At 67.2% G+C, this 20153-nt stretch carries 22 protein-coding genes; 5 read left to right on the forward strand and 17 right to left on the reverse strand.

Annotated features, from left to right (window positions below; genetic code table 11):
* Positions 1-91 precede the first annotated feature (91 nt).
* From J2T47_RS27095 to J2T47_RS27130, 8 genes are read right to left on the reverse strand one after another with little or no spacing between them, the layout of a single operon-like run.
* A complete protein-coding gene (locus J2T47_RS27095; RefSeq protein WP_253453548.1) occupies positions 92-1114 on the reverse strand; it encodes a septal ring lytic transglycosylase RlpA family protein in 1023 nt (340 codons plus the stop codon).
* The gene (gene mltB, locus J2T47_RS27100; protein WP_138216917.1) at positions 1111-2133 is read right to left on the reverse strand and encodes a lytic murein transglycosylase B; all 1023 of its coding nucleotides are present in this window, start codon (positions 2131-2133) and stop codon (positions 1111-1113) included. The genes J2T47_RS27095 and mltB overlap by 4 nt, the downstream gene beginning before the upstream one ends.
* 8 nt (positions 2134-2141) lie before the next feature.
* Positions 2142-3245, reverse strand: a complete 1104-nt coding sequence (gene rodA / locus J2T47_RS27105) for a rod shape-determining protein RodA (protein ID WP_138216950.1) — start codon at positions 3243-3245, stop codon at positions 2142-2144.
* A gap of 44 nt (positions 3246-3289) precedes the next feature.
* The gene (gene mrdA, locus J2T47_RS27110) at positions 3290-5179 is read right to left on the reverse strand and encodes a penicillin-binding protein 2 (RefSeq protein WP_253453550.1); all 1890 of its coding nucleotides are present in this window, start codon (positions 5177-5179) and stop codon (positions 3290-3292) included.
* 15 nt (positions 5180-5194) lie between these two features.
* The gene (gene rlmH / locus J2T47_RS27115) at positions 5195-5662 is read right to left on the reverse strand and encodes a 23S rRNA (pseudouridine(1915)-N(3))-methyltransferase RlmH (protein WP_015475414.1); all 468 of its coding nucleotides are present in this window, start codon (positions 5660-5662) and stop codon (positions 5195-5197) included.
* 7 nt (positions 5663-5669) lie between these two features.
* A complete protein-coding gene (gene rsfS / locus J2T47_RS27120) occupies positions 5670-6023 on the reverse strand; it encodes a ribosome silencing factor (protein WP_236172426.1) in 354 nt (117 codons plus the stop codon).
* Positions 6024-6042: 19 nt separating this feature from the next.
* The gene (gene nadD / locus J2T47_RS27125; RefSeq protein ID WP_253453552.1) at positions 6043-6699 is read right to left on the reverse strand and encodes a nicotinate-nucleotide adenylyltransferase; all 657 of its coding nucleotides are present in this window, start codon (positions 6697-6699) and stop codon (positions 6043-6045) included.
* Positions 6699-7964, reverse strand: a complete 1266-nt coding sequence (locus J2T47_RS27130; RefSeq protein WP_253453554.1) for a glutamate-5-semialdehyde dehydrogenase — start codon at positions 7962-7964, stop codon at positions 6699-6701. The genes nadD and J2T47_RS27130 overlap by 1 nt, the downstream gene beginning before the upstream one ends.
* Positions 7965-8310: 346 nt before the next feature.
* Here J2T47_RS27130 and J2T47_RS27135 point away from each other — a divergent pair, with 346 nt between their 5' ends.
* Positions 8311-9537, forward strand: coding sequence for an alpha/beta fold hydrolase (locus J2T47_RS27135; RefSeq protein ID WP_253453556.1), 1227 nt, complete (start codon positions 8311-8313; stop codon positions 9535-9537).
* Between the two features lie 297 nt (positions 9538-9834).
* Here J2T47_RS27135 and J2T47_RS27140 read toward each other — a convergent pair whose 3' ends face one another.
* Positions 9835-10689: a class I SAM-dependent methyltransferase gene (locus J2T47_RS27140; protein ID WP_253453558.1), complete on the reverse strand. Its 855-nt coding sequence runs from the start codon at positions 10687-10689 to the stop codon at positions 9835-9837.
* Positions 10690-10752: 63 nt separating this feature from the next.
* Here J2T47_RS27140 and J2T47_RS27145 point away from each other — a divergent pair, with 63 nt between their 5' ends.
* Both J2T47_RS27145 and J2T47_RS27150 read left to right on the forward strand, forming a co-directional pair.
* Complete coding sequence (locus tag J2T47_RS27145) at positions 10753-11472, forward strand: DNA-3-methyladenine glycosylase (protein WP_253453560.1); 720 nt, start codon at positions 10753-10755, stop codon at positions 11470-11472.
* Positions 11469-12785: a bifunctional DedA family/phosphatase PAP2 family protein gene (locus J2T47_RS27150; protein ID WP_253453562.1), complete on the forward strand. Its 1317-nt coding sequence runs from the start codon at positions 11469-11471 to the stop codon at positions 12783-12785. Before J2T47_RS27145 ends, J2T47_RS27150 begins: the two co-directional genes overlap by 4 nt.
* 7 nt (positions 12786-12792) lie before the next feature.
* Here J2T47_RS27150 and J2T47_RS27155 read toward each other — a convergent pair whose 3' ends face one another.
* Positions 12793-13707 (reverse strand): LysR family transcriptional regulator, encoded by a 915-nt coding sequence (locus J2T47_RS27155; protein WP_253453564.1) that lies wholly within the window; start codon positions 13705-13707, stop codon positions 12793-12795.
* A 111-nt stretch (positions 13708-13818) separates the two neighbouring features.
* Here J2T47_RS27155 and J2T47_RS27160 point away from each other — a divergent pair, with 111 nt between their 5' ends.
* Both J2T47_RS27160 and J2T47_RS27165 read left to right on the forward strand, forming a co-directional pair.
* On the forward strand, positions 13819-14106 hold the full coding sequence (locus tag J2T47_RS27160) for a putative quinol monooxygenase (RefSeq protein ID WP_253453566.1): 288 nt from the start codon (positions 13819-13821) through the stop codon (positions 14104-14106).
* 25 nt (positions 14107-14131) lie between these two features.
* On the forward strand, positions 14132-15145 hold the full coding sequence (locus J2T47_RS27165) for a zinc-binding alcohol dehydrogenase family protein (RefSeq protein WP_253453568.1): 1014 nt from the start codon (positions 14132-14134) through the stop codon (positions 15143-15145).
* A 102-nt stretch (positions 15146-15247) separates the two neighbouring features.
* On the opposite strand, the gene J2T47_RS27170 is transcribed toward J2T47_RS27165, so the two are convergent.
* The 7 genes from J2T47_RS27170 to thiL form a co-directional block, all read right to left on the reverse strand.
* On the reverse strand, positions 15248-16048 hold the full coding sequence (locus tag J2T47_RS27170) for a cobalamin-binding protein (protein ID WP_253453570.1): 801 nt from the start codon (positions 16046-16048) through the stop codon (positions 15248-15250).
* Positions 16048-16464: an MFS transporter gene (locus tag J2T47_RS27175; RefSeq protein WP_253453572.1), complete on the reverse strand. Its 417-nt coding sequence runs from the start codon at positions 16462-16464 to the stop codon at positions 16048-16050. The genes J2T47_RS27170 and J2T47_RS27175 overlap by 1 nt, the downstream gene beginning before the upstream one ends.
* Positions 16461-17090, reverse strand: coding sequence for a GTP cyclohydrolase II (gene ribA / locus J2T47_RS27180; RefSeq protein ID WP_081517131.1), 630 nt, complete (start codon positions 17088-17090; stop codon positions 16461-16463). Before ribA ends, J2T47_RS27175 begins: the two co-directional genes overlap by 4 nt.
* Positions 17091-17227: 137 nt before the next feature.
* Positions 17228-17872 carry a retropepsin-like aspartic protease family protein gene (locus tag J2T47_RS27185; protein WP_253453573.1) on the reverse strand — a complete coding sequence of 215 codons (645 nt, stop codon included), beginning with the start codon at positions 17870-17872 and terminating at the stop codon, positions 17228-17230.
* Positions 17873-17877: 5 nt separating this feature from the next.
* A complete protein-coding gene (locus J2T47_RS27190) occupies positions 17878-18663 on the reverse strand; it encodes a substrate-binding periplasmic protein (protein WP_253453576.1) in 786 nt (261 codons plus the stop codon).
* Positions 18664-18672: 9 nt separating this feature from the next.
* Positions 18673-19188, reverse strand: a complete 516-nt coding sequence (locus J2T47_RS27195; RefSeq protein ID WP_081517128.1) for a phosphatidylglycerophosphatase A family protein — start codon at positions 19186-19188, stop codon at positions 18673-18675.
* Between the two features lie 2 nt (positions 19189-19190).
* The gene (gene thiL / locus J2T47_RS27200) at positions 19191-20150 is read right to left on the reverse strand and encodes a thiamine-phosphate kinase (protein ID WP_253453579.1); all 960 of its coding nucleotides are present in this window, start codon (positions 20148-20150) and stop codon (positions 19191-19193) included.
* Positions 20151-20153 lie beyond the last annotated feature (3 nt).

A 20153-nucleotide genomic window follows, 5' to 3' on the forward strand; every position in this document is an offset into this window, starting at 1 on the left:
TCTCTGGGGTTCACTAATGGTCAAACAATCCCCTGGGGGGACACTCGTTGCCGCGGCCTCTGCGTGCCGCTGCGGCCCGTGCGGTGGAATCTCAGTCCAGGCGCACGAGCTTGGGTTGGCCAAGGTTGGCCACGCGGATGCTGTCCTGCATCCGGCTTGCTTCATCCTGCGTTCCGATCGGTCCCAGGCGCACTCGGTACAAGGTCTGCTGGTTGACCACGACCGAGCTGATAAAGGATTTCGCCCCCGTCAGGCCGCCGACCTTCTCCTTGAGAAGCTCCGCAGCGTCCGGGTTGGCGAAGGCACCCACCTGGAGATACAGGCCATCGGCTGGTAATGAAGCGTTTTTTTTTGAGTCGATCTGGACCGGTGCCACAGGCGCGGCGTGCTGCGCCGGCGGCGGGGTGTAGGTTTCGATGGGCTGGGCCATGGCGACCGCCTGCGGCTGCGCGGCAGGCTGCGAAGCCATCTTCGGCAGGGCCATGATCATCGGCGGCTGCTTGCCCTGGGAGGCCCACCAGCGGTCGGGATCGATGCCCTCGACCTTCACGTGGGCGGTGCCGGTCTCGGCGTAGCCGAGCTTCTTGGCGGCGGCGAAGGACAGGTCGATCACCCGGTCGGAATAGAACGGGCCTCGGTCGTTGACGCGGACGATGACGCTCTTGCCGTTGTCCAGGTTGGTCACGCGGACGTAGCTGGGCAGCGGCAGGGTCTTGTGCGCGGCGGTCATGCCGTACAGATCGTACTGCTCGCCGTTGGCGGTGGCCTGGCCGTGGAACTTGGTGCCGTACCAGGACGCGGTGCCGACCACGCTGTAGGTATTCGCGTTGTTCAGCGGATAGTAGGTCTTGCCCAGCACGGTGTAGGGGTTGTTCTTGAACGGCCCGTTGTGCGGCATCGGCACGGCATCGGGGATGCGCGAGACGTCGACGTCCCACCAGGGCGCACCGTCGCGGTGCGGGCGGTTGTAATCATAAGGACCGGAGATGCCGCTGCTGGCCACCGGCTGCTGCTGGGGCGCACGGTTGCCGGTACAGCTGGCGAGGAACACGGTGCTCAGGCCAACGCAGGCGGCCAGCGACCAGAGGCCGGGACTTGCGATTCGCTTGCTCAATGGACACCTCGTGCCTTGGCGATCTCGCCGGCCAGCTGATGGACCGCCATGGCGTACATGGCGCTGCGGTTGTAACGGGTGATCACGTAGAAGTTCGGCAGGCCGACCCAGTACTCGGTGCCCTGTGCGCCTTCCAGGCGCATGGCGGTCACCATCAGGTCGTCGCGGATCACGTCATGGGTTCGCCAGCCCTGAGAGCGTAGCTGACCGAGGTTCATCTGCGGCTCCAGGCCCTGGGTGAGCGCGTCTTCGGCGGTGGAGGTGCCGATTTCCGCCTGCGACACCACCGGCTCTCCGGTATGCCAGCCGTGCTGCTTGAAGTAGTTGGCGACGCTGCCGATGGCATCGGTGGGGTCGCTCCAGATATTGATGTGGCCGTCGCCGTCGAAGTCCACGGCATAGGCGCGGAAGCTGCTCGGCATGAACTGCGGCAGGCCCATGGCGCCGGCATAGGAGCCGGTCAGGCTGAGCGGGTCGACCTGCTGTTCGCGGGCCAGCAGCAGGAACTGCTTGAGCTCCTTGCGGAAGAAGTCGGCGCGCGGCGGGTAGTCGAAGCCCAGGGTGGACAGTGCGTCCATCACCTTGAAGTTGCCGGTATTGCGGCCGAAGAAAGTCTCCACGCCAATGATGGAGACGATGTACTGGGCCGGCACGCCGTATTCCTGCTCGGCGCGGGCCAGGGCCTCGGCGTTCTGGTTCCAGAAGTCCACGCCGCGGTTGATGCGCGCGTCGGTGACGAAGATCGGGCGGTATTCCTTCCAGGTCTTCACCCGTTCGGCGGGGCGCGAGATGGCGTCGAGGATGGACTGCTTGCGCTCCACGTCGTGGAAGAGGCCCATGAGCTGCTCGCCGGCGAAGCCGTAGTCACGGGTCATTTCGCTGACGAACTCGGCGACCTGGGGCGAACCATCGTAGTCGCCCGCGCCAGCAGCGCCGGACATGCCGATCGCCCCCGCGATTCCGACCCAATGCACCCCCCTGGCAGCCCAGGCGCGCAGTACTTGCATTCCTTTCTTCACTCTTGTCATCAAACCTGGGCGATCCACTTCCGGTGGGTGTGAATCGACATCAAAACGCCGAACCCTGACATCAGGGTCACCAGCGAAGTTCCGCCGTAACTGATAAAGGGCAGCGGTACCCCCACCACTGGCAACAGTCCGCTGACCATACCAATGTTGACGAACACATACACGAAGAAGGTCATGGTGATACTGCCGGCAAGCAGCTTGCCGAACAGCGTCTGTGCCTGCGCCGTGATCACCAGCCCCCGGTAGATCACCAGCAGGTACAGCACCAGCAGGAGGCAGACACCAACCAGGCCGAACTCTTCGCCGAGCACGGCAATGATAAAGTCCGTGTGGCTTTCGGGCAAAAAATCCAGATGGGACTGCGTGCCCAGCAGCCAGCCCTTGCCGAATACGCCGCCCGAACCGATTGCCGCTTTGGACTGGATGATGTTCCAGCCGGTGCCCAGCGGATCGCTTTCCGGGTCGAGGAAGGTCAGCACGCGCTGCTTCTGGTAGTCGTGCATGACGAAGTACCACATGCCCACGGCGACCGGCACCGCAGCCGACACGGCCATGATGATCCAGCGCCAGCGCAGCCCGCCGACGAACAGCACGAAGGAGCCGGAGGCCAGCACCAGCATGGCGGTACCCAGGTCCGGCTGCTTGAGGATCAGCACGAAGGGCACGACGATCAGCGCCAGGCCCACCACGCTGTGCTTGAAGCCCGGCGGCAGCGAGCGCTTGGACAGGTACCAGGCGATGGTCATGGGCATCAGCAGCTTCATGAATTCCGCCGGCTGGAAGCGGATCACCCCTGGAATGTTGATCCAGCGGGTCGCGCCCATGGCGTTGTGGCCCATCACGTCCACCACCACCAGCAGCGCCACGCCGATCAGGTAGCCCAGCGGCACCCAGCGGGCGAGGAAGCGCGGCTCGATCTGCGCCAGCACGAACATCGCGCCCAGGCCCAGGCCGAACGACGAGGCCTGCTTGATCAGCAGGTCCCAGCTCTTGCCGCTTGCGGAATAGAGGACGAACAGGCCGACCGAGCCGAGGGTCACCAGCAGCAGGAGCAGCAGGCCGTCGATATGCAGGCGCTGCAACAGGCTGGAGCGCCGCTTCATCACGTCTTCGCTGGACAGCGTGCGGTCGAAATTTCCGTTCATGGTCATGGTTTGGGCGCCTCCGCCGTGGTCTGCGGTGCGTATTCGGCCTTGAGCTTGCCGGTCTCGTCGAGCAACCAGGCGTCGGTCACGGCCTTGAGTACGGGGGCAGCAACGCCGGAGCCGGACTCGCCGTTCTCCACCATTACCGCCACGGCGATCTGCGGGTTGTCTGCCGGCGCGAAGCCGACGAACAAGGCATGGTCGCGGTGGCGCTCGAGCAGCTTGGAGCGGTTGTACTTCTCGCCCTGCTTGATCGCGACGACCTGCGCGGTACCGGACTTGCCGGCGATGCGGTAGACGGACGTGGCGCCGACCTTGTGCGCGGTGCCGCGAGCCCCATGGACTACCTGCTGCATACCGTAGTCCACCAGGTTCCAGTTGTTCGGGTCCTTGAGCTTGATATCCGGCATCGGGTCCTCGTCGACCGGCGGCTTGCCGTCGATGGTCCTGGCCAGGTGCGGACGGATCCATTTGCCCTTGTTGGCCAGCAGCGCGGTCATCTGCGCCAGCTGCAGCGGGGTGGCCTGCATGTAGCCTTGGCCGATGCCGAGAATCAGGGTTTCACCGGGGAACCAGGCCTGTCGGCGCAGCGCGCGCTTCCACTGGCGCGACGGCATCAGGCCTTCCGCTTCGCCGTACATGTCCAGGGCGACCCGCTGGCCGAAGCCGAACTCGCTCATGTAGTCGTGCAGGCGGTCGATCCCCAGCTTATGCGCGAGGTCGTAGAAGTAGGTGTCGTTGGAGCGCATGATCGCGGTCTCCAGGGTCACCCAGCCGTCGCCCATGCGGTTCCAGTTGCGGTACTTGTGGTCGTAGTTCGGCAGTTGGTAATAGCCGGGGTCGAACACTCGGCTGGTGGGCGTCACGACGCCTGCATCGAGGCCGGCGATGGCCACCGCCGGCTTTACCGTCGAGCCCGGCGGGTACAGGCCGCGTAGCACGCGGTTGTACAACGGGCGGTCCTCGGAATCGCGCAGCGCCGCATAGTCCTTGAAGCTGATGCCGGTGACGAACAGGTTGGGGTCATAGGCGGGCTGGCTGACCATGGCCAGCACTTCGCCAGTGGATGGCTGGATCGCCACGATGGCGCCGCGCCGGCCGGCCAGTGCGGTTTCCGCGGCGGCCTGCAGCTTGCTGTCGATGCTCAGCACGATATCGCGGCCGGAGACCGGCTCGGTGCGCTTGAGCACGCGCAGGACGCGGCCGCGGGCGTTGGTCTCGACTTCCTCGTAGCCCACCGTGCCGTGCAGTGCGTCCTCGTAGAATTTTTCCACGCCGGTCTTGCCGATGTGGTGGGTGCCCGAATAGGCCACCGGGTCGAGCTTCTTCAGTTCCGCCTCGTTGATCCGCCCGACATAGCCGACCGAGTGGGCGAAGTGCTCGCCCAACGGGTAGTGGCGGACGAACTGCGCGGCCACGTCGACGCCGTTGAGGCGATACTGGTTCACCGCGATGCGGGCGATCTGCTCCTCGGACAGCTCGAACATGATCGGCACCGGCTCGAACGGCCGGCGCCCCTGTTTCATGCGCTTCTCGAAGATCGCCTTGTCCTCCTCGGTGAGGCCGAGGATCTCCACCAGGGTCTTGAGCGTGTCCTGCAGGTTCTCGGTGCGCTCGCGGGTGATGGTCAGGCTGAAGCTGGGACGGTTGTCGGCGATGATCACCCCGTTGCGGTCGAAGATCAGCCCGCGATTGGGCGGAATCGGCTGCACGTGGACGCGGTTGTTCTCCGACAGCGTCGAGTGATAGTCGTACTGCGTCACCTGCAGGTGATACATGCGCGCCACCAGCACCAGCGCGAGCAGGAAGATCGCCACCCCGCCGACGATGACGCGGGCGCGGACCAGACGGGCGTCCTTCTCGTGGTCCTTGAGCTGTATCGGCTGCGGCATCGAAAACGGCTACGACTACTTGTGGTAGGGGTGCCCGGACAGAACCGTCCAGGCGCGGTAGATCTGCTCGCCGACCAGGATCCGCACCAGCGGGTGCGGCAGGGTCAGCGGCGACAGCGACCAGCGCTGCTCGCTGCGCGCGCAGACCTCCGGCGCCAGGCCTTCCGGCCCGCCGACCATGAGGTTGACGGTGCGCGCGTCGAGGCGCCAGCGGTCGAGTTCCTGCGCCAGCTGGGGGGTGCTCCAGGGCTTGCCTTCGACTTCCAGGGTGACGATGCGTTCCCCGGGCTGGACCTTGCTCAGCATGGCCTCGCCTTCCTGGCGGATCAGCCGCGCCACGTCGGCATTCTTGCCACGCGTGTTGAGCGGAATTTCCACCAGTTCCAGGGACAGCTCCGAGGGCAGGCGCTTGACGTACTCCGCCCAGCCCTCTTCCACCCAGCGCGGCATGCGCGAGCCGACCGCGATCAGACGCAGACGCACGACAGGCTTACTCGGCGCTGTGTTGTGCGCGGCTCTGCTCGGCGCCCTGCCACAGGCGTTCCAGGTCATAGAACTGGCGGGTAGCCGGCTGCATGACGTGGACCACGACGTTGGCGAGGTCGATCAGGACCCACTCGCCGCCTTCCTGGCCTTCGCTGCCGATCGGGCGCACGCCCTGCTCCTTGACCTTTTCCAGGACGTTGTCGGCCAACGACTTGACCTGACGGCTGGAGGCGCCGGTGGCGATGACCATGACGTCGGTGATGCTGGTCTTCTCGCGCACGTCGATGACGGTGATGTCCTGCGCCTTGAGATCTTCCAGGGCGGCGATGGTCAGTTCGACCAGTTGTTCGGTTTGCATGTATGACTCTCTAGCTTGATCAGTGAGACGCCTGGTACAGGCCGTGCGCCTCGATATAGTTCAATACCGCGTCCGGCACCAGGTAGCGCACCGAGCGCCCCTGCGACAGGAGTTGGCGGATCTGGGTGGCGGATACTGCCAGCGGCGTCTGCCAGACGAAGGTGATCTGCCCGGCGGGGCCGGTCATCGCCTTCGGGTCGGCAACACTGCGCGCCGCCAGCAGGTCGCGCAGGTCTTCCGGCGGCTCGCTGTCGGCATCCGGGCGCTGCAGCACGACGATATGACAGTGCTCCAGCAACTCTTCCCAGCGATGCCAGGTCGGCAGGCCGCAGAATGCGTCCCAGCCGACCAGCAGGAACAACTGGTCCTGCTCATCCAGCTCCCCACGCAGCGACTCCAGGGTGTCGATGGTGTAGGAGGGTTTGTCACGCTTCAGCTCGCGGTCATCGACCACCAGCGGGGCCACGCCGGCTACCGCCAGCTCGACCATCGCCAGCCGCTGCTCCGGTTTCACCTGGGGGGTGTCGCGGTGCGGCGGGCGGAAGTTGGGGATCAGGCGCAACTCGTCGAATTCGAACTGCTCGGCCATCTCCAGCGCACTGCGCAGGTGACCGATGTGCACCGGGTCGAAGGTGCCACCGAACAGACCGACCCGACGGGAACGCGCCTTGTTCATCAGGTCCGCACGTGTCCGTCGCCGAACACCACGTATTTCTCGCTGGTCAGGCCTTCCAGGCCGACCGGGCCGCGGGCGTGCAGCTTGTCGGTGGAAATGCCGATCTCCGCGCCCAGGCCGTACTCGAAGCCATCGGCGAAGCGGGTCGAGGCATTGACCATGACCGAGGCCGAATCCACTTCGGTGAGGAAGCGGCGGGCATCGGTGAAGTTCTCGGTGACGATCGCGTCGGTGTGCTGCGAGCCGTAGGTGTTGATGTGCTCGATGGCCGCGTCCAGGCCGTCGACGATGCGGATCGACAGGATCGGCGCGTTGTACTCGGTGCGCCAGTCTTCCTCGGTGGCTTCCAGCACGTCGGCGCCCAGCAGCGCGCGAGTGGCGGCGTCGCCACGCAGCTCCACACCCTTGTCGCGGTAGATGGCGGCCAGCGGCGGCAGCACGCGGTCGGCGATGCCGGCGTGCACCAGCAGCGTCTCCATGGCGTTGCACGGCGCGTAGCGATGGGTCTTGGCGTTGTCGGCGACGCGGATGGCCTTGTCGAGGTCGGCGGCGACGTCGATGTAGACGTGGCAGATGCCGTCCAGGTGCTTGATCACCGGCACCTTGGCGTCACGGCTGATGCGCTCGATCAGGCCCTTGCCGCCGCGCGGAACGATGACGTCGACGTACTCGGGCATGGTGATCAGCGCGCCCACGGCGGCGCGGTCGGTGGTTTCCACCACCTGCACGACGCTGGCCGGCAGGCCCGCTTCGGCCAGGCCGGTCTGGATGCACGCAGCGATGGCCTGGTTGGAGTGGATCGCCTCCGAACCACCGCGCAGGATGGTCGCGTTGCCCGACTTCAGGCACAGGCTGGCGGCGTCGATGGTCACGTTCGGACGGGACTCGTAGATGATCCCCACCACGCCCAGGGGCACGCGCATCTTGCCCAGCTGGATGCCGGACGGCACGTAGCGCATGTCGCGGATCTCACCGATGGGGTCCGGCAGCGAAGCGACCTGGCGCAGGCCCTCGATCATGTCGTCGATGCGCGCCGGAGTCAGGGCCAGGCGGTCGAGCATGGCTGGCTCCAGACCGTTGGCACGGCCATTGGCCAGATCCTGTTCGTTGGCTTCGGTCAGTTGGGCGCGGGCGGCGTCCAGGGCATCGGCGGCGGCCAGCAGGGCTTTGTTCTTCTGCGCGGTCGTGGCGCGCGCGATAACGCGCGACGCTTCACGGGCGGCGCGGCCCAGGCGGCTCATATAGTCGAGAACGGACTCGGTCATGATCTAACGCGTCTGCGTGAGGGAAATGCGCAAGTATAACGGGACCACGCCCCCAGCGGCCAGCCACAGCAGCCGGCCGGTCGGAGACGTGCTTCGCGTAACGCCTCCGCCCGCCATCCCCCGCCCGCCGGTTACATCCGCCGCTCCCCGCCCCTCCCTGCCGCCCGAAGGTTGGGTAAACAAATTCGTATCCGCTGTTTACCTTGCTCGGGGGCCGTTGCCACTTTTCCTTGGCCATGAATAAAGGGCAACGGACCACGCGGCTAGTTGCCCCCGCCGTGCTCGCATGCCAGGGAATCAGGCCAGGGAAGAACAACAAGAGGCGGTCCACCGCCGGAGAACTGCCATGCGCTATCGCACCGATTACAGCGCCCAGTCCCTGACCGCCGCCCCGGCGGTACTGGAACTGGACGGTTGGCAACTGCACTACCAGGCCTTCTCTTCGCAAGAGGATGACCCCCGCCCGCCGGTCCTGCTGCTTGGCGGCGCGTTCCAGAGCTTCCGCTCCTTCGCCAGCGAGGTCTCGGAGCTGCTCGCCGGGCATCCGGTGATCCTGCTCGACCTGCCCAGCCAGGGCGGCAACCTGCAACTGGCACCGCAGCTGAGCCTGGAGGACCTGGCCGACCTGATCGCCGCCTTCGCCGAAACCCTGCAACTGCCACCACTGATGCCCATCGGGCTGTCCTACGGCTCGGCGCTGGCCGCGCTGTTCGCCGCCCGCCACCCGGCGCGCTGCGGCCGCCTGCTGCTGGCCGGCATCACCGCCTTCGGCCGACCCGGCGCCCGCGCGCTGCTGGTGGAAGCCCTGGCGCGCCTGGAACTGGGCGAGCAGACGCCTTTCGCCCACGGCGTGCTGACCGGGCTGATCAACCCGCTGCGCCTGGCCGATACCGGGGTTTCCCCGGTGTTCCGCAAGGCGCTGCTGCGCCAGCTGCAGCGCCTGACCCCGGCGGAAATCGAGCGCTACCGGCAGAACAGCCAGCGCCTGCTGGCCTTCGGCGGCTTCGACCGCCACCCGCAGTGCCCGACCCTGGTGCTGGCTGGCGAGTACGACCACTTCACCCAGCCCTGGGAGCACGCCGAATTCGCCCACGCCTGCGCGGACGCCGAGTTCGCGCTGATCCACAACGCCGACCACCTGGCCCAGTTCGAGCGCCGCGAGGCCTGTGCGCGGCTGTACAACCCCTTCCTGCGCGGCGAACCGCTGCCGCGCAGCGCCGCCGGCAGCACGCGCTTCCAGCGCCAGCAACTGCTGCACCTGGAGCGCCGCTTCGAGGCGCGCCTGGCGCCAGCCGACACCCGCGCCGTGCTGCGCAATGGCGAGGGTGGCGAATGGCGCTGCGAGCTGGCGGAGCTGGGGTATTTCGGCGGCTTGATCCGCGTCGAGCTACCGGCCGGCCGGCCGGCGCGCGGCTGGAAGTTGGCTGCCGCCGGCCTGCCGGAACTGGATATCCTGCCGCTGCGCTACAGCGGCGACGGCCTGGCCTTCATCTTCGCCCACGGCGACCCGCAGGCCAGCGCAGAGCTGGCGGCGATGGTGGTGCCGATGCAGCAGGGGGCCTTCGCAGCCTGACAAGTAATCCCCGTAGGGCGCATAACGCCTCGGGCGTTATCCGCCAATGGCCGGGTCAACCGCAGAGAAATGGCGGATAAAGCGTTCCGCTTTATGCGCCCTACGACCTAACCCTGGCTGCGCGCCCCGTTCTGAAGAGAGAGGGCTGGGGTGAGGGGACGCGCTGGCACTGGCGTCAGGTAATGGCACTGTTCGCGAGCAAGCTCGCTCCTACAAAAAGCAGCTCCAGCGTATCCGGCAACCTGCAGGACCGAGGGGGACGCCTAGTCCTTGCTCGCGAACCGCCCGGCTCAGAATCTAGATACGCGCCTCGATCACCCGCACCAGGCTAGGCATCCGCCCCCTGGGCAAGCCCAGCCCCGCACCATCCACCTGCGGATCGAGCACGGCCACCTGCCCGAACCCGCAGCCGCTGAAGGCCTGCTCGATCTCGGCCGTGCTTCGGTAATGCAGCGGATAGCCGCCACGGGTCAGCCGGCCGATCAGCCCGACACCCCAGCGTATCTGCCGGTAGCGCGGGTGTTCACGCAGGTCGGGGTACAACTCGGTCAGGTACGTCGCCTCCGGGAACACCCGCAGGGCAGCGGCCAGGCGGCGCCAGAAGCCCTCGATCACCGGGCGCTGGAAGTAGTTCACCAGCCCCTCGGTGATTACCGCCACGGGGCGATCCGGGTCCAGTTCGGAGAACAGCGTTGCCAGGCTCTGCTCGCCCTGTTCGGCGAGGATATCCACGGTCCGCACACGGTGCCTGCCGTCCAGCCAGCCCTGCTCCTGCAGCAGCGCCGACTTGCGCGCAGCCATCGGCGGCAGGTCGGCCTCGAGATAGGTCAGCTGGGGATAGCGTTCACGGAAGCGCCGGCCACGGGGCGACAGCCCGCAGGCGATCTCCACCACCTGCGTAACGCCACGCAATTCGATGGCCTGGGTCAGCCGGGCATCGATCAGCAGGTGACGTTGTAACAGGAAGTCTTCGATATTCAGCCCGAACCCAATCCGCGCGCCCCAGTTGATCGGCGCCACGCAGCCGTGCACCCAGCGGCCGAAAGCCGTGGCGAAGGCCGGGTCGGCCAGTTGGTGGCGATACCAGACGTAACCGGTGTAGTGCGCGCTGGGGGTGATGTGGGCGCTGTCGGCCCGGATCCGTTCAGCCATGCTTAAGAATCTTGTTGTTATGATCCCCCAGCCTAAGACCGGCCCGAGAACCGCGACAATCCGATGCCCGCCGAACCCAACCTTAGTTTGCCCTGGTCCGATGCGAACCCGCTGCCGGACGCCTTCTTCGACCGCGACGCACTCACCGTCGCCCGCGAGCTGCTGGGCAAGGTGATCCGCCACCGGGTCGGCGAGCTGTGGCTGTCGGCGCGGATCATCGAGACCGAGGCCTATTACCTGGACGAGAAAGGCAGCCACGCCTCGCTGGGCTACACCGAGAAGCGCAAGGCGCTGTTCCTCGATGGCGGCCACATCTACATGTATTACGCCCGCGGCGGCGACTCGCTGAACTTCAGCGCCGGCGGCGCGGGCAATGCGGTGCTGATCAAATCCGGCTACCCCTGGCTGGACCGCATCTCCGGCGACGCCGCCCTGGCCTGCATGCGCCAGCTCAACCCCGCCGCCGACGGCAGCGAACGCCCACTGGGCAAACTGTGCTCGGGCCAGACCCTGCTCTGCCGCTCGATGGGCCTGAAGGTGCCGGACTGGGACGCCCAGCGCTTCGACCCGCAGCGGCTGTTCGTCGACGACATTGATGAGACGCCCTCGCTGGTCATCCAGGCCGCGCGCCTGGGCATTCCCCACGGCCGCGACGAACACCTGCAATACCGCTTCGTCGATGCCGCCTTCGCCAGTTTCTGCACACGCAACCCTTTGCGTCGCGGACAGGTCGAAGGCCACGACTACCACCTGCTCGGAACCCAGGACGCCACCTTCCGATGATCGATCTCGCCGCCTTCAACACCTGGATGGCCACCCATCCGCAATGGCTCGCCCTGGTCCTGTTCCTGGTCGCCTTCCTCGAATGCGCCGCCGTCATCGGCATCATCCTGCCCGGCGTGGTGATGCTCTTCGCCATCGCCGTGCTGGCCGGCAGCGGCGCCCTGGGGCTGGGGGAAACCCTGGCGCTGGCGTTCTTCGGCGGCCTGCTCGGCGATCTGTCGTCGTACTGGATCGGCCGCCACTTCCACCAGGATATCCGCCGCCTGCCGGTGCTGCGCCACCATCCGGAGTGGATGGCCAGCGCCGAAGGCTTCTTCCACCGCTATGGCGTCGCCAGCCTGCTGGTGGGCCGCTTCATCGGCGCGCTAAGGCCGTTCCTGCCGATGATCGCCGGCATGCTCGACATGCCTTTCGGGCGCTTCCTGGCGGTGTCCGTCATCGCCGCGGCCGGCTGGTCCATCGCCTACCTGGTGCCCGGCTGGGCCACCGGTGCGGCCATGCGCCTGCCACTGCCGGACGGCTTCTGGCCGGAGGCCGGGGTGGTCGCCGCCTGTATCGCCGCGGTATTCGCCCTGATCATCCACGCCGAGCTGCGCAAGGAGCGCAACGCCGCACTGATCGGCGCCATTGGCTGCTTCGTCCTGTTGATCGCCATGCTGATCGGCTGGCCCCATCTGGATGCCCTGGACAAGGGCCTGATGGCACTGGTGCAGGAACACCGCCACGCCTGGCTGGACCACGTGATGGTGGCCGTTACCCGCGTCGGCGACTTCCGCACCCAGTTCATCGCCGGCGCCCTGCTGGCGGTGTTGCTGGCCACGCTGCGGCTGTGGCGCCATGCGTTCTTCGCCGCTGGCACCATGGTCGGCACCGCGCTGCTCAATACCACGCTCAAGCACCTGTTCAGCCGCGCACGCCCGGAAGTGATTGCCGACCCGCTGTCCGCCTTCAGCATGCCCAGCGGCCACAGCTCGGCCTCGTTCGCCTTCTTCCTGGTGCTCGGCGTGCTGGCCAGCAGGGAGAAATCCCCGCGCGTGCGGCTGGCCTGGATGCTGCTGGCGGTGATCCCCGCCGCCAGCATCGCGATGTCCCGCGTGTACCTGGGCGCGCACTGGCCAAGCGACATCATCGCCGGCGCCCTGCTCGGCGCCTCGGTGTGCGCTGCCAGCCTGTGGATAAGCCAGCGCCGCAGCGAGCTGCCGGCCCTGGCCCCGCGCATCTGGTGGAGCCTGCTGCCCACCGCCATGGTACTGCTGGCCATCGCCAGCGCCTGGGGCCTGCACGCGGCGATCCATCGCTACACGCCGCTCTGAGCGGAATTCAGGACCAGGGGCGCTCGCGCATCAGTTCGGCGCAGCGCAACTGGACGAACTCGCGCAGCTGGGTCACCGCCCGGCTGAGCTGGGCGCGGTGGGTACAGAACAGGTTCATCGGCGTGGCTTCGCCCAGGTAGTCCGTCAGCGCCACTTCCAGCCGGCCGGCACGCACGTCAGCCGCGACGTCCAGCCAGGACTTGTAGACCAGCCCCTGCCCCGCCGCGGCCCAGCGCCGCACCACATCGGCATCGTCGCAGAGGCGGTCGCCGCGCACCGTCACCACGTGCCGCTTGCGGCTGTCGCTGAAACTCCAGCGCTCGTGGGCGCGCCCGCCGAGCATGTAGAGCAGGCAATTGTGCTTCTGGAGCTCGTCCGGATGCGTCGGTTTGCCATGGCGAGCGAAGTACTCCGGCGCGGCGCAGAGCACGCGGCGGTTGTCCGGAGCCAGCGGCAGCGCCACCAGGTTCGAATCGCCTGGCAGGCCGAGACGGAAGGCCACATCCACCGGCTGCCGGTAGAGATCAGCCTGGCGGTCGCTGATCAGCAGGCGCAGGTTCATCCGCGGGTGCAGCGCCTGGAATTCGTCGAGCCAGGGCAGCAGCACGTTGCGACCGAAATCCGAAGGCGCCGAGACCTGGAAGTTGCCGGCGATCTCGCTCTTGCCGCCGGCCAGCAGTTGGCGGCCGTCGTCCAGGCTCTGCAACGCGGCGCGCGCGTGGGCGAGGTACAACTCGCCCTCGGCGGTCAGGCGCAGGCTGCGGGTGGAGCGGGCGAACAGGCGCACGTCGAGCTCGCTCTCCAGGCGCTTGAGCGCCGCGCTGGCCACTGCCGGCGACAGCTCCAGCTCGCGGGCGGCCGCCGAGAGGCTGCCGCGCTCGGCAGTGCGGACGAAGATCTGCAGGTCGTCGAAACGCAGCATTTTCAAAAATCCTTTGAAAGAGACTCTCTACTTACGCGGTTTTTCTTCCCGGCGAAAGAGAGCAGCATGCCCTCAGCTTTCTCGCCCTGCCCCTTACCTGGAGACACCCGGATGAGCCTGACCCTGATCGCCATCATTCGCGCCAAGCCCGGCCGCGCCGACAGCCTGCAGGAGCGCCTGCACGGCATGCTCGCGCCGTCGCGCGCCGAGGCCGGCTGCCTGCAGTACGACCTGCACCGCGACCTCAAGGACGCCGAACTGATCTACATGATCGAGCAGTGGCGCGATGAGGAAGCCCTGGCCGAGCACGAGGCCAGCCCGCACTTCCAGGCCTTCGTCAAGGCCGCCCAACCCGACCTGGCGGAACTCGATATCCGCCTGATGAACCGCATCGACTGATCGTTCAAAGCGCAAAGGAATTCCCATGAAAGCCATCGGATACACCCAGAGCCTGCCCAGCAGCGACGCCAATTCCCTGCTCGACATCCAGCTGCCCGAGCCGACGCCCGGCCCGCGCGACCTGCTGGTGGAAGTGCACGCCATCTCCGTCAACCCGGTGGACACCAAGGTGCGCCAGCGCGCCCAGCCCGCCGAAGGCCAGCACAAGGTGCTCGGCTGGGACGCCGCCGGCGTGGTTCGCGCGGTGGGCAGCGAGGTCAGCCTGTTCAAGCCGGGCGACAAGGTCTGGTACGCCGGCGACCTGACCCGCCCGGGCAGCAACGCGGAACTGCAACTGGTGGACGAGCGCATCGTCGGCCCGATGCCGCAGAGCCTGGACTTCGCCCACGCAGCCGCCCTTCCGCTGACCACCATCACCGCCTGGGAACTGCTGTTCGACCGCCTGCAGGTGGCCGAGGGCAAGGCCAGTGCCGGGCAGAGCCTGCTGATCGTCGGCGCTGCCGGCGGCGTCGGCTCGATCCTCACCCAGCTGGCGCGCCAGCTCACCGGCATGACCGTGATCGGCACCGCTTCGCGTCCGGAAACCCAGGAGTGGGTGCGCAACCTCGGCGCGCACCACGTGATCGACCACCGCCAGCCGCTGAGCGAAGAACTCAAGCGCATCGGCGTCGGCGAAGTCACCCACGTGGCCAGCCTCAACCAGACCGAGGAGCACCTCGCCGAAATCGTCGCCAGCCTGCGTCCGCAGGGCCGCCTGGCGCTGATCGACGACCCGCAGAACCTCGACGTGCGCCTGCTCAAGCAGAAGAGCCTGTCGCTGCACTGGGAGTTCATGTACACCCGCTCGATGTTCCAGACCGACGACATGATCGAGCAGCACAAGCTGCTGCAGCGCGTGGCCGGGCTGATCGACAGCGGCGTGCTGAAGACCACCCTGGGCGAGCATTTCGGTCGCATCGACGCCGCCAACCTGCGTCGTGCCCATGCGCTGCTGGAAAGCAATACGGCCAAGGGCAAGATCGTGCTGGAAGGCTTCTGATCGAGTCAGCTACCGGCCTGGCTTCAACCAGGTCGTGGCGAAACAGCTCCCTGTAGGAGCGCCCCGTGGGCGCGATCGCGGGCATGGCCCGCTCCTGCAGGGTTACTCTTTCGCCTTGGCGAGCAATCGACAGAGCTTCTCGGTGGCGTCGAGCATCGCGAAGCTCGGCTTCTCCAGGTTGCGATCCGGCACCAGCCAGAGCTGCCCGAGCCGCGTGGCACTCATCTGCTGCATGCCGGCCCAGCTGCGCAGCTGGTCTTCGCTGGCCGCCAGGATCACCTGCGGATCGCGCGCCAGCACGGACTCCAGGCCGACCTGCGGCGCCGGCAGGTCGAGGTCGGCAAACAGGTTGCGCCCCCCACAGACCTCCAGCGCCTCGCTGATGATCTGCCGACCGCCAACGGTATAGAGCGGGCGGTCCGACACCTGATAGAACACCCGTAGTGGCTGCTCGCGGCGGTACTGCGCGCGCAGTTGCACCATGCGCGCATCGAACGCTTGCGCCAGCTCACGCCCCTTCTCCGCACGCCCCAGGCGCTCGCCCAGCTCACGGAGCTGCCGGGAGATATCCTCCAGCCGGTGCGGATCAGCCACATAAACCGGAATGCCCACGGCCTTCAGGCGTCGCAGCTGCGCTTCGGGCACGGCGCCGGGCCAGACCAGCAGCAGGTCGGGTTGCAGGGCGAGAATCTGTTCGAGGTTGACCTGGCCGTAGCGGCCGACGGACGGCAGGCGGTTCAGGGATTCCGGACGCGGCCCGCCATCGAGCAGGCCAGCCAGCCGGTCGGCGGCGCCCAGTTCGAGGACCATGTCGGTCAGCGACGGCGCCAGGCTGACCACCCGCTCCGCCGCCGCGACGGGCAGACCGGCAAGCAGCAGGAGAAGGCAGAGGAAACGGCGCATCAGGCCAACTGGCGTGGCAGACGGTACAGCCAGAGGATGACCAGACTGGCGAAGCCCAGCAGCAGGACAGGCACGCCATGCAGGTCGACCAGCACCGCCAGGGCACCGATCCACGCCGGCAGGCTGCCGACCAGTGCGCCACGGCGCTGTGCGGCGCCCAGCGCCTGCCAGGCGGCGGGCTCACCCGCGCCGTCGCGGGACTTGCCGGAGGCAATCAGCGCATGCTTGTAGCGGCGGAACAGCGGCAGCGTGAGGAACATCGACAGCAGGCCGACGACGAACACCGGCGTGGCCAGGGATTCCGGCCCGGGCGCATCGCCCACCAGCGCCAGCATCAGGTGCTGCGGCGCCAGCGCGAGCGCCAGCAGCAACCACCAGAGCAGATTCAGCCGGCGCCGGGCAGCGGCGCGATTCACGAAGCGGATGCCTCGGCCTCGGCTTCGCCCTGGTGCATGTTGCCCAGCATGTGGCCCAGCTTGCCTGCCTTGGTCTGCAGGTAGCGCTTGTTGTGCGGGTTCAGGCCCTTCTGCAGCGGCACGCGCTCGGCAACGGTCAGGCCGTAGCCTTCCAGCGCCTTCACCTTGCGCGGGTTGTTGGTCATCAGCCGCAGCGAGCAGACGCCCAGGTGCTTGAGCATCGGCAGGCACATGGCGTAATCACGCTGGTCGGCGCCAAAGCCCAGGGCCAGGTTGGCTTCCACGGTATCGGCGCCTTCATCCTGCAGGGCGTAGGCGCGGATCTTGTTGAGCAGGCCAATGCCACGGCCTTCCTGGCGCAGGTACAGCAGGACGCCGCGGCCTTCCTTGGCGATGGCCGACAGTGCGCCCTCGAGCTGGAAACCGCAGTCGCAACGCAGGCTGAACAGCGCATCGCCGGTGAGGCACTCGGAATGCAGACGCCCCAGCGCCGGCTGGCCGTCGTCGAGCTTGCCCATGGTCAGGGCGACGTGTTCCTTGCCGGTTTCCTCGTCGAGGAAGCCATGCATGGTGAATTCGCCGAAGGGGGTGGGCAGCTTGGAGGCGGCGACGAAAACGACAGACACCGGAAACTCCTGAAAGATTTATCTAAGGAAGGAGGACCGGGATTGTAACAGCTGCGCCGGCCGCACCGTCATTGCGAATTCTGCAAGATAAGCATCGATGCTGTTGATAGAAGTCACGGGGACTGCAGACTGGCGGCTCAGTGCTTGGCCTGGATGTACATCATGCCCTGGTCTTCGCGCCAGCCGACGCGGTTGAGGTAGCTCATGCCCAGCAGGATGTCGGTGGGGAAGTCGCCTTCGAGGACCACCGCTTCGACCCCCAGCACCTCGACGCCGCCGAGCTTCACGCTATTGAGAGTCACCCGCCAGCCCTTGGCCGTGCCGCTGGCGGTGGAGGCCATCATCGGCGTACCGCCGGCGCGGTAATCCAGTCCCAGGCGCCGGGCCTGACCTTCGTTCATGGCGATCGAGGTCGCGCCGGTGTCCACCAGGAACTGCGCATTCTGGTTGTTGATCGTGCCAGCCACCCAGTAATGGCCGCCGGTACCGCGGGCGATGCTGGTCTCGGTGCGCGCGGCCGGCGCGGCATAGCCGGCCGTGTTGTACTCGCGGCTCAACTCATAGGTCTGCTCGACGCCCCCCACGCGCAGTACCGCCTTGTGGCTGTCGGCACTGACCACCTGCACGCCTTCCGGGCCGGTCTGGCCGACCTTCACCAGCTTGCGCTGGCCGTCGATGCTGAGCACTGCCGCGCCAGGGAACAACCCCACCACCTGCACCTGCGGCGCTGCCAGCGCGGCGAAGGAGCAGAGGGACAGGCAGATCAGGGCGGACAGGCGCATGGCGGTCACTCCTTGGGCGGCAGCAGCGGTTTCAGCGGGGCGTAGGGCCAGTGCCAGCGGGCGAAGATGCGTTCCAGCTCACCGCTGCGGTAGAGCACCTGCATGCGTGAATCATAGAGTCTCGCCAATGCCCGCCCACGGTCATTGTTGGCGAAGCCAAGATACAGCGGAATCGAACCGACATCGGTGATGTGGTAGACGCTGGCATCAACGCCCCTGGCCTCGACCATCTCTTCCAGTTCGGGCCGCGCGTCGATGAAGTAATCGATACGGTGGCCGTCGAGCATCGGCAGGGCGGAGCTGCGCCGTTGCAGCTCGTTGCGTTGCTTGAGGTGGTCCAGGTAGCGGTCGAAGGCATAGCCGCGCATCCAGGCCAGGCGATAGCCGTCCAGCGTGGCAAGGGTCGGCTGGGGCGAAGTCTTCAGGCCCAGCGCACCGATGGGATCGACGTCATAGGGCCAGTGCGGATAGATGATGTGGTCGATTTCGTTGCGGTAGGAGCCGACCCAGGCGTCCGCCTCGCCGCGCTGCACCAGCCCGACCGAGCGCACGTAGGGCTCGCTGCGCAGGCTCAGGCGCACGCCCTCGGGCTCGTAGATGGCCCGCAGCAGATCCCAGGCCAGGCCACGGCCGTCGGCCTGGCTGTAGTTGACCCAGACCTCGCTGACCACCCGGACTTCCGTGGGCAGTCCGGCGGGCACTTCGGTGGTCTTGTCAGCGGCCAGAGCCGAAGCCGGGGAGATCGCCGGCAGCCAGCACAGGCAGAGAAGCAGGCACAGCAGTCGGCGCATCGATCTTCCTCAGATCAGCCAGTGGGCCCAACCCCATGTCAGGCCTTGCATCACCAGCCAGGCGAAAACGCCGGCCAGCACATCATCCAGCATGATGCCGACGCCGCCGTGGACGTTGCGGTCGATCCAGCTGATCGGCCAGGGCTTGGAAATATCGACGATGCGGAACACCACGAAACCGACCAGCAACCACCACCAGCCTTCCGGCACCAGCCAGAGGGTGATCCACATGCCGACCATCTCGTCCCAGACGATCCCTTCGTGATCATGGACCCGCAGGTCGTCGGCGACCTTGCCGCACAGCCAGAAGCCGAACAGCATGGTGACGCCCAGCATCAGCCAGTAACCCCAGTCCGGCAGCATCTGCCAGAGTGGTATGAAGGGTAGCGCAACCAGCGAACCCCAGGTGCCCGGCGCCTTGGGCAGGGTGCCCGAGCCGAAGCCGAAGGCCAGGAAGTGCCAGGGATTGCTCCATACCGAATGGGGTACGGGTTGGGCCGGGGCCTGGTTGGGGTGTTCTGTCACGGTCACTCCATGAAATGCAGGTAGCCGCCCTGACGCGGCGTGATGTCGGCACCACTGCCATCGAGCACGCGCACGCCCGATCCGGCTTCCACCCTACCGACCACGCGCAGGGCCGGCCAGTTCGCCGAAAGTGCCGGCAGATGCTCCGCTGGCAGCGTGAAGGCGAGCACGTAGTCGTCGCCGGCGCCCAGCTTGAGCTGCTGGGCGCGCTCGGCACCCAGCAGGGCTTCCAGCGCGGGGCTCTCGGGCAGTTTGTCGGCTTCGACGATGAGCGCCACGCCCGAGGCGCGGGCAATGTGCCCGCAGTCGGCGAGCAGCCCGTCGGAAATATCCAGCGCCGCCGTGGCCTTGCCGCGCAGCGCCTGGCCGAAGTCCAGTTGCGGCTGCGGCGACCAGTAGCGCGCCAGCAGCGGCTCGGCGACGGACGGTTCGGCAGTCATCTCGCCCAACACCAGCGGCAGCGCGCCGCCCGCCTCACCCAGCGGACCACCGACACAGAGCAGATCGCCCGGCCGCGCACCGGCGCGGGTCAGCGCCTGCCCGGCGGGCACGCCGCCGAACACGGTGACGGTCATCGCCAGCGGGCCACGGGTGGTATCGCCGCCGATCAGCGCCAGCGCGCATTCCTGCGCCTTCTGGTTCAGGCCACGGGCGAAACCTTCCAGCCAGGCCGGATCGGCTTCGGGCAGGGTCAGGGCAAGGGTGAAGCCGATGGGCGCGGCGCCCATGGCTGCCAGGTCGCTGGCGGACACCGCCAGGGCACGCTGGCCGAGCAGGAAGGGATCGCAGGCGGCGGGGAAATGCACGCCGACGACCAGGGTATCGGTGGAGATCGCCAGCTGTTCGCCGGCTTTGGGCGCAAGCAGCGCACAGTCGTCGCCGATCCCCAATGCCACTGCCTCGCCGCCGGCCGCACAGGCGGCCGAGGCGAAGTAGCGACGGATCAGCTCGAACTCACCCATGCC

The organism is Pseudomonas nitroreducens (assembly GCF_024170165.1).
Lineage (GTDB): Bacteria > Pseudomonadota > Gammaproteobacteria > Pseudomonadales > Pseudomonadaceae > Pseudomonas > Pseudomonas nitroreducens_C.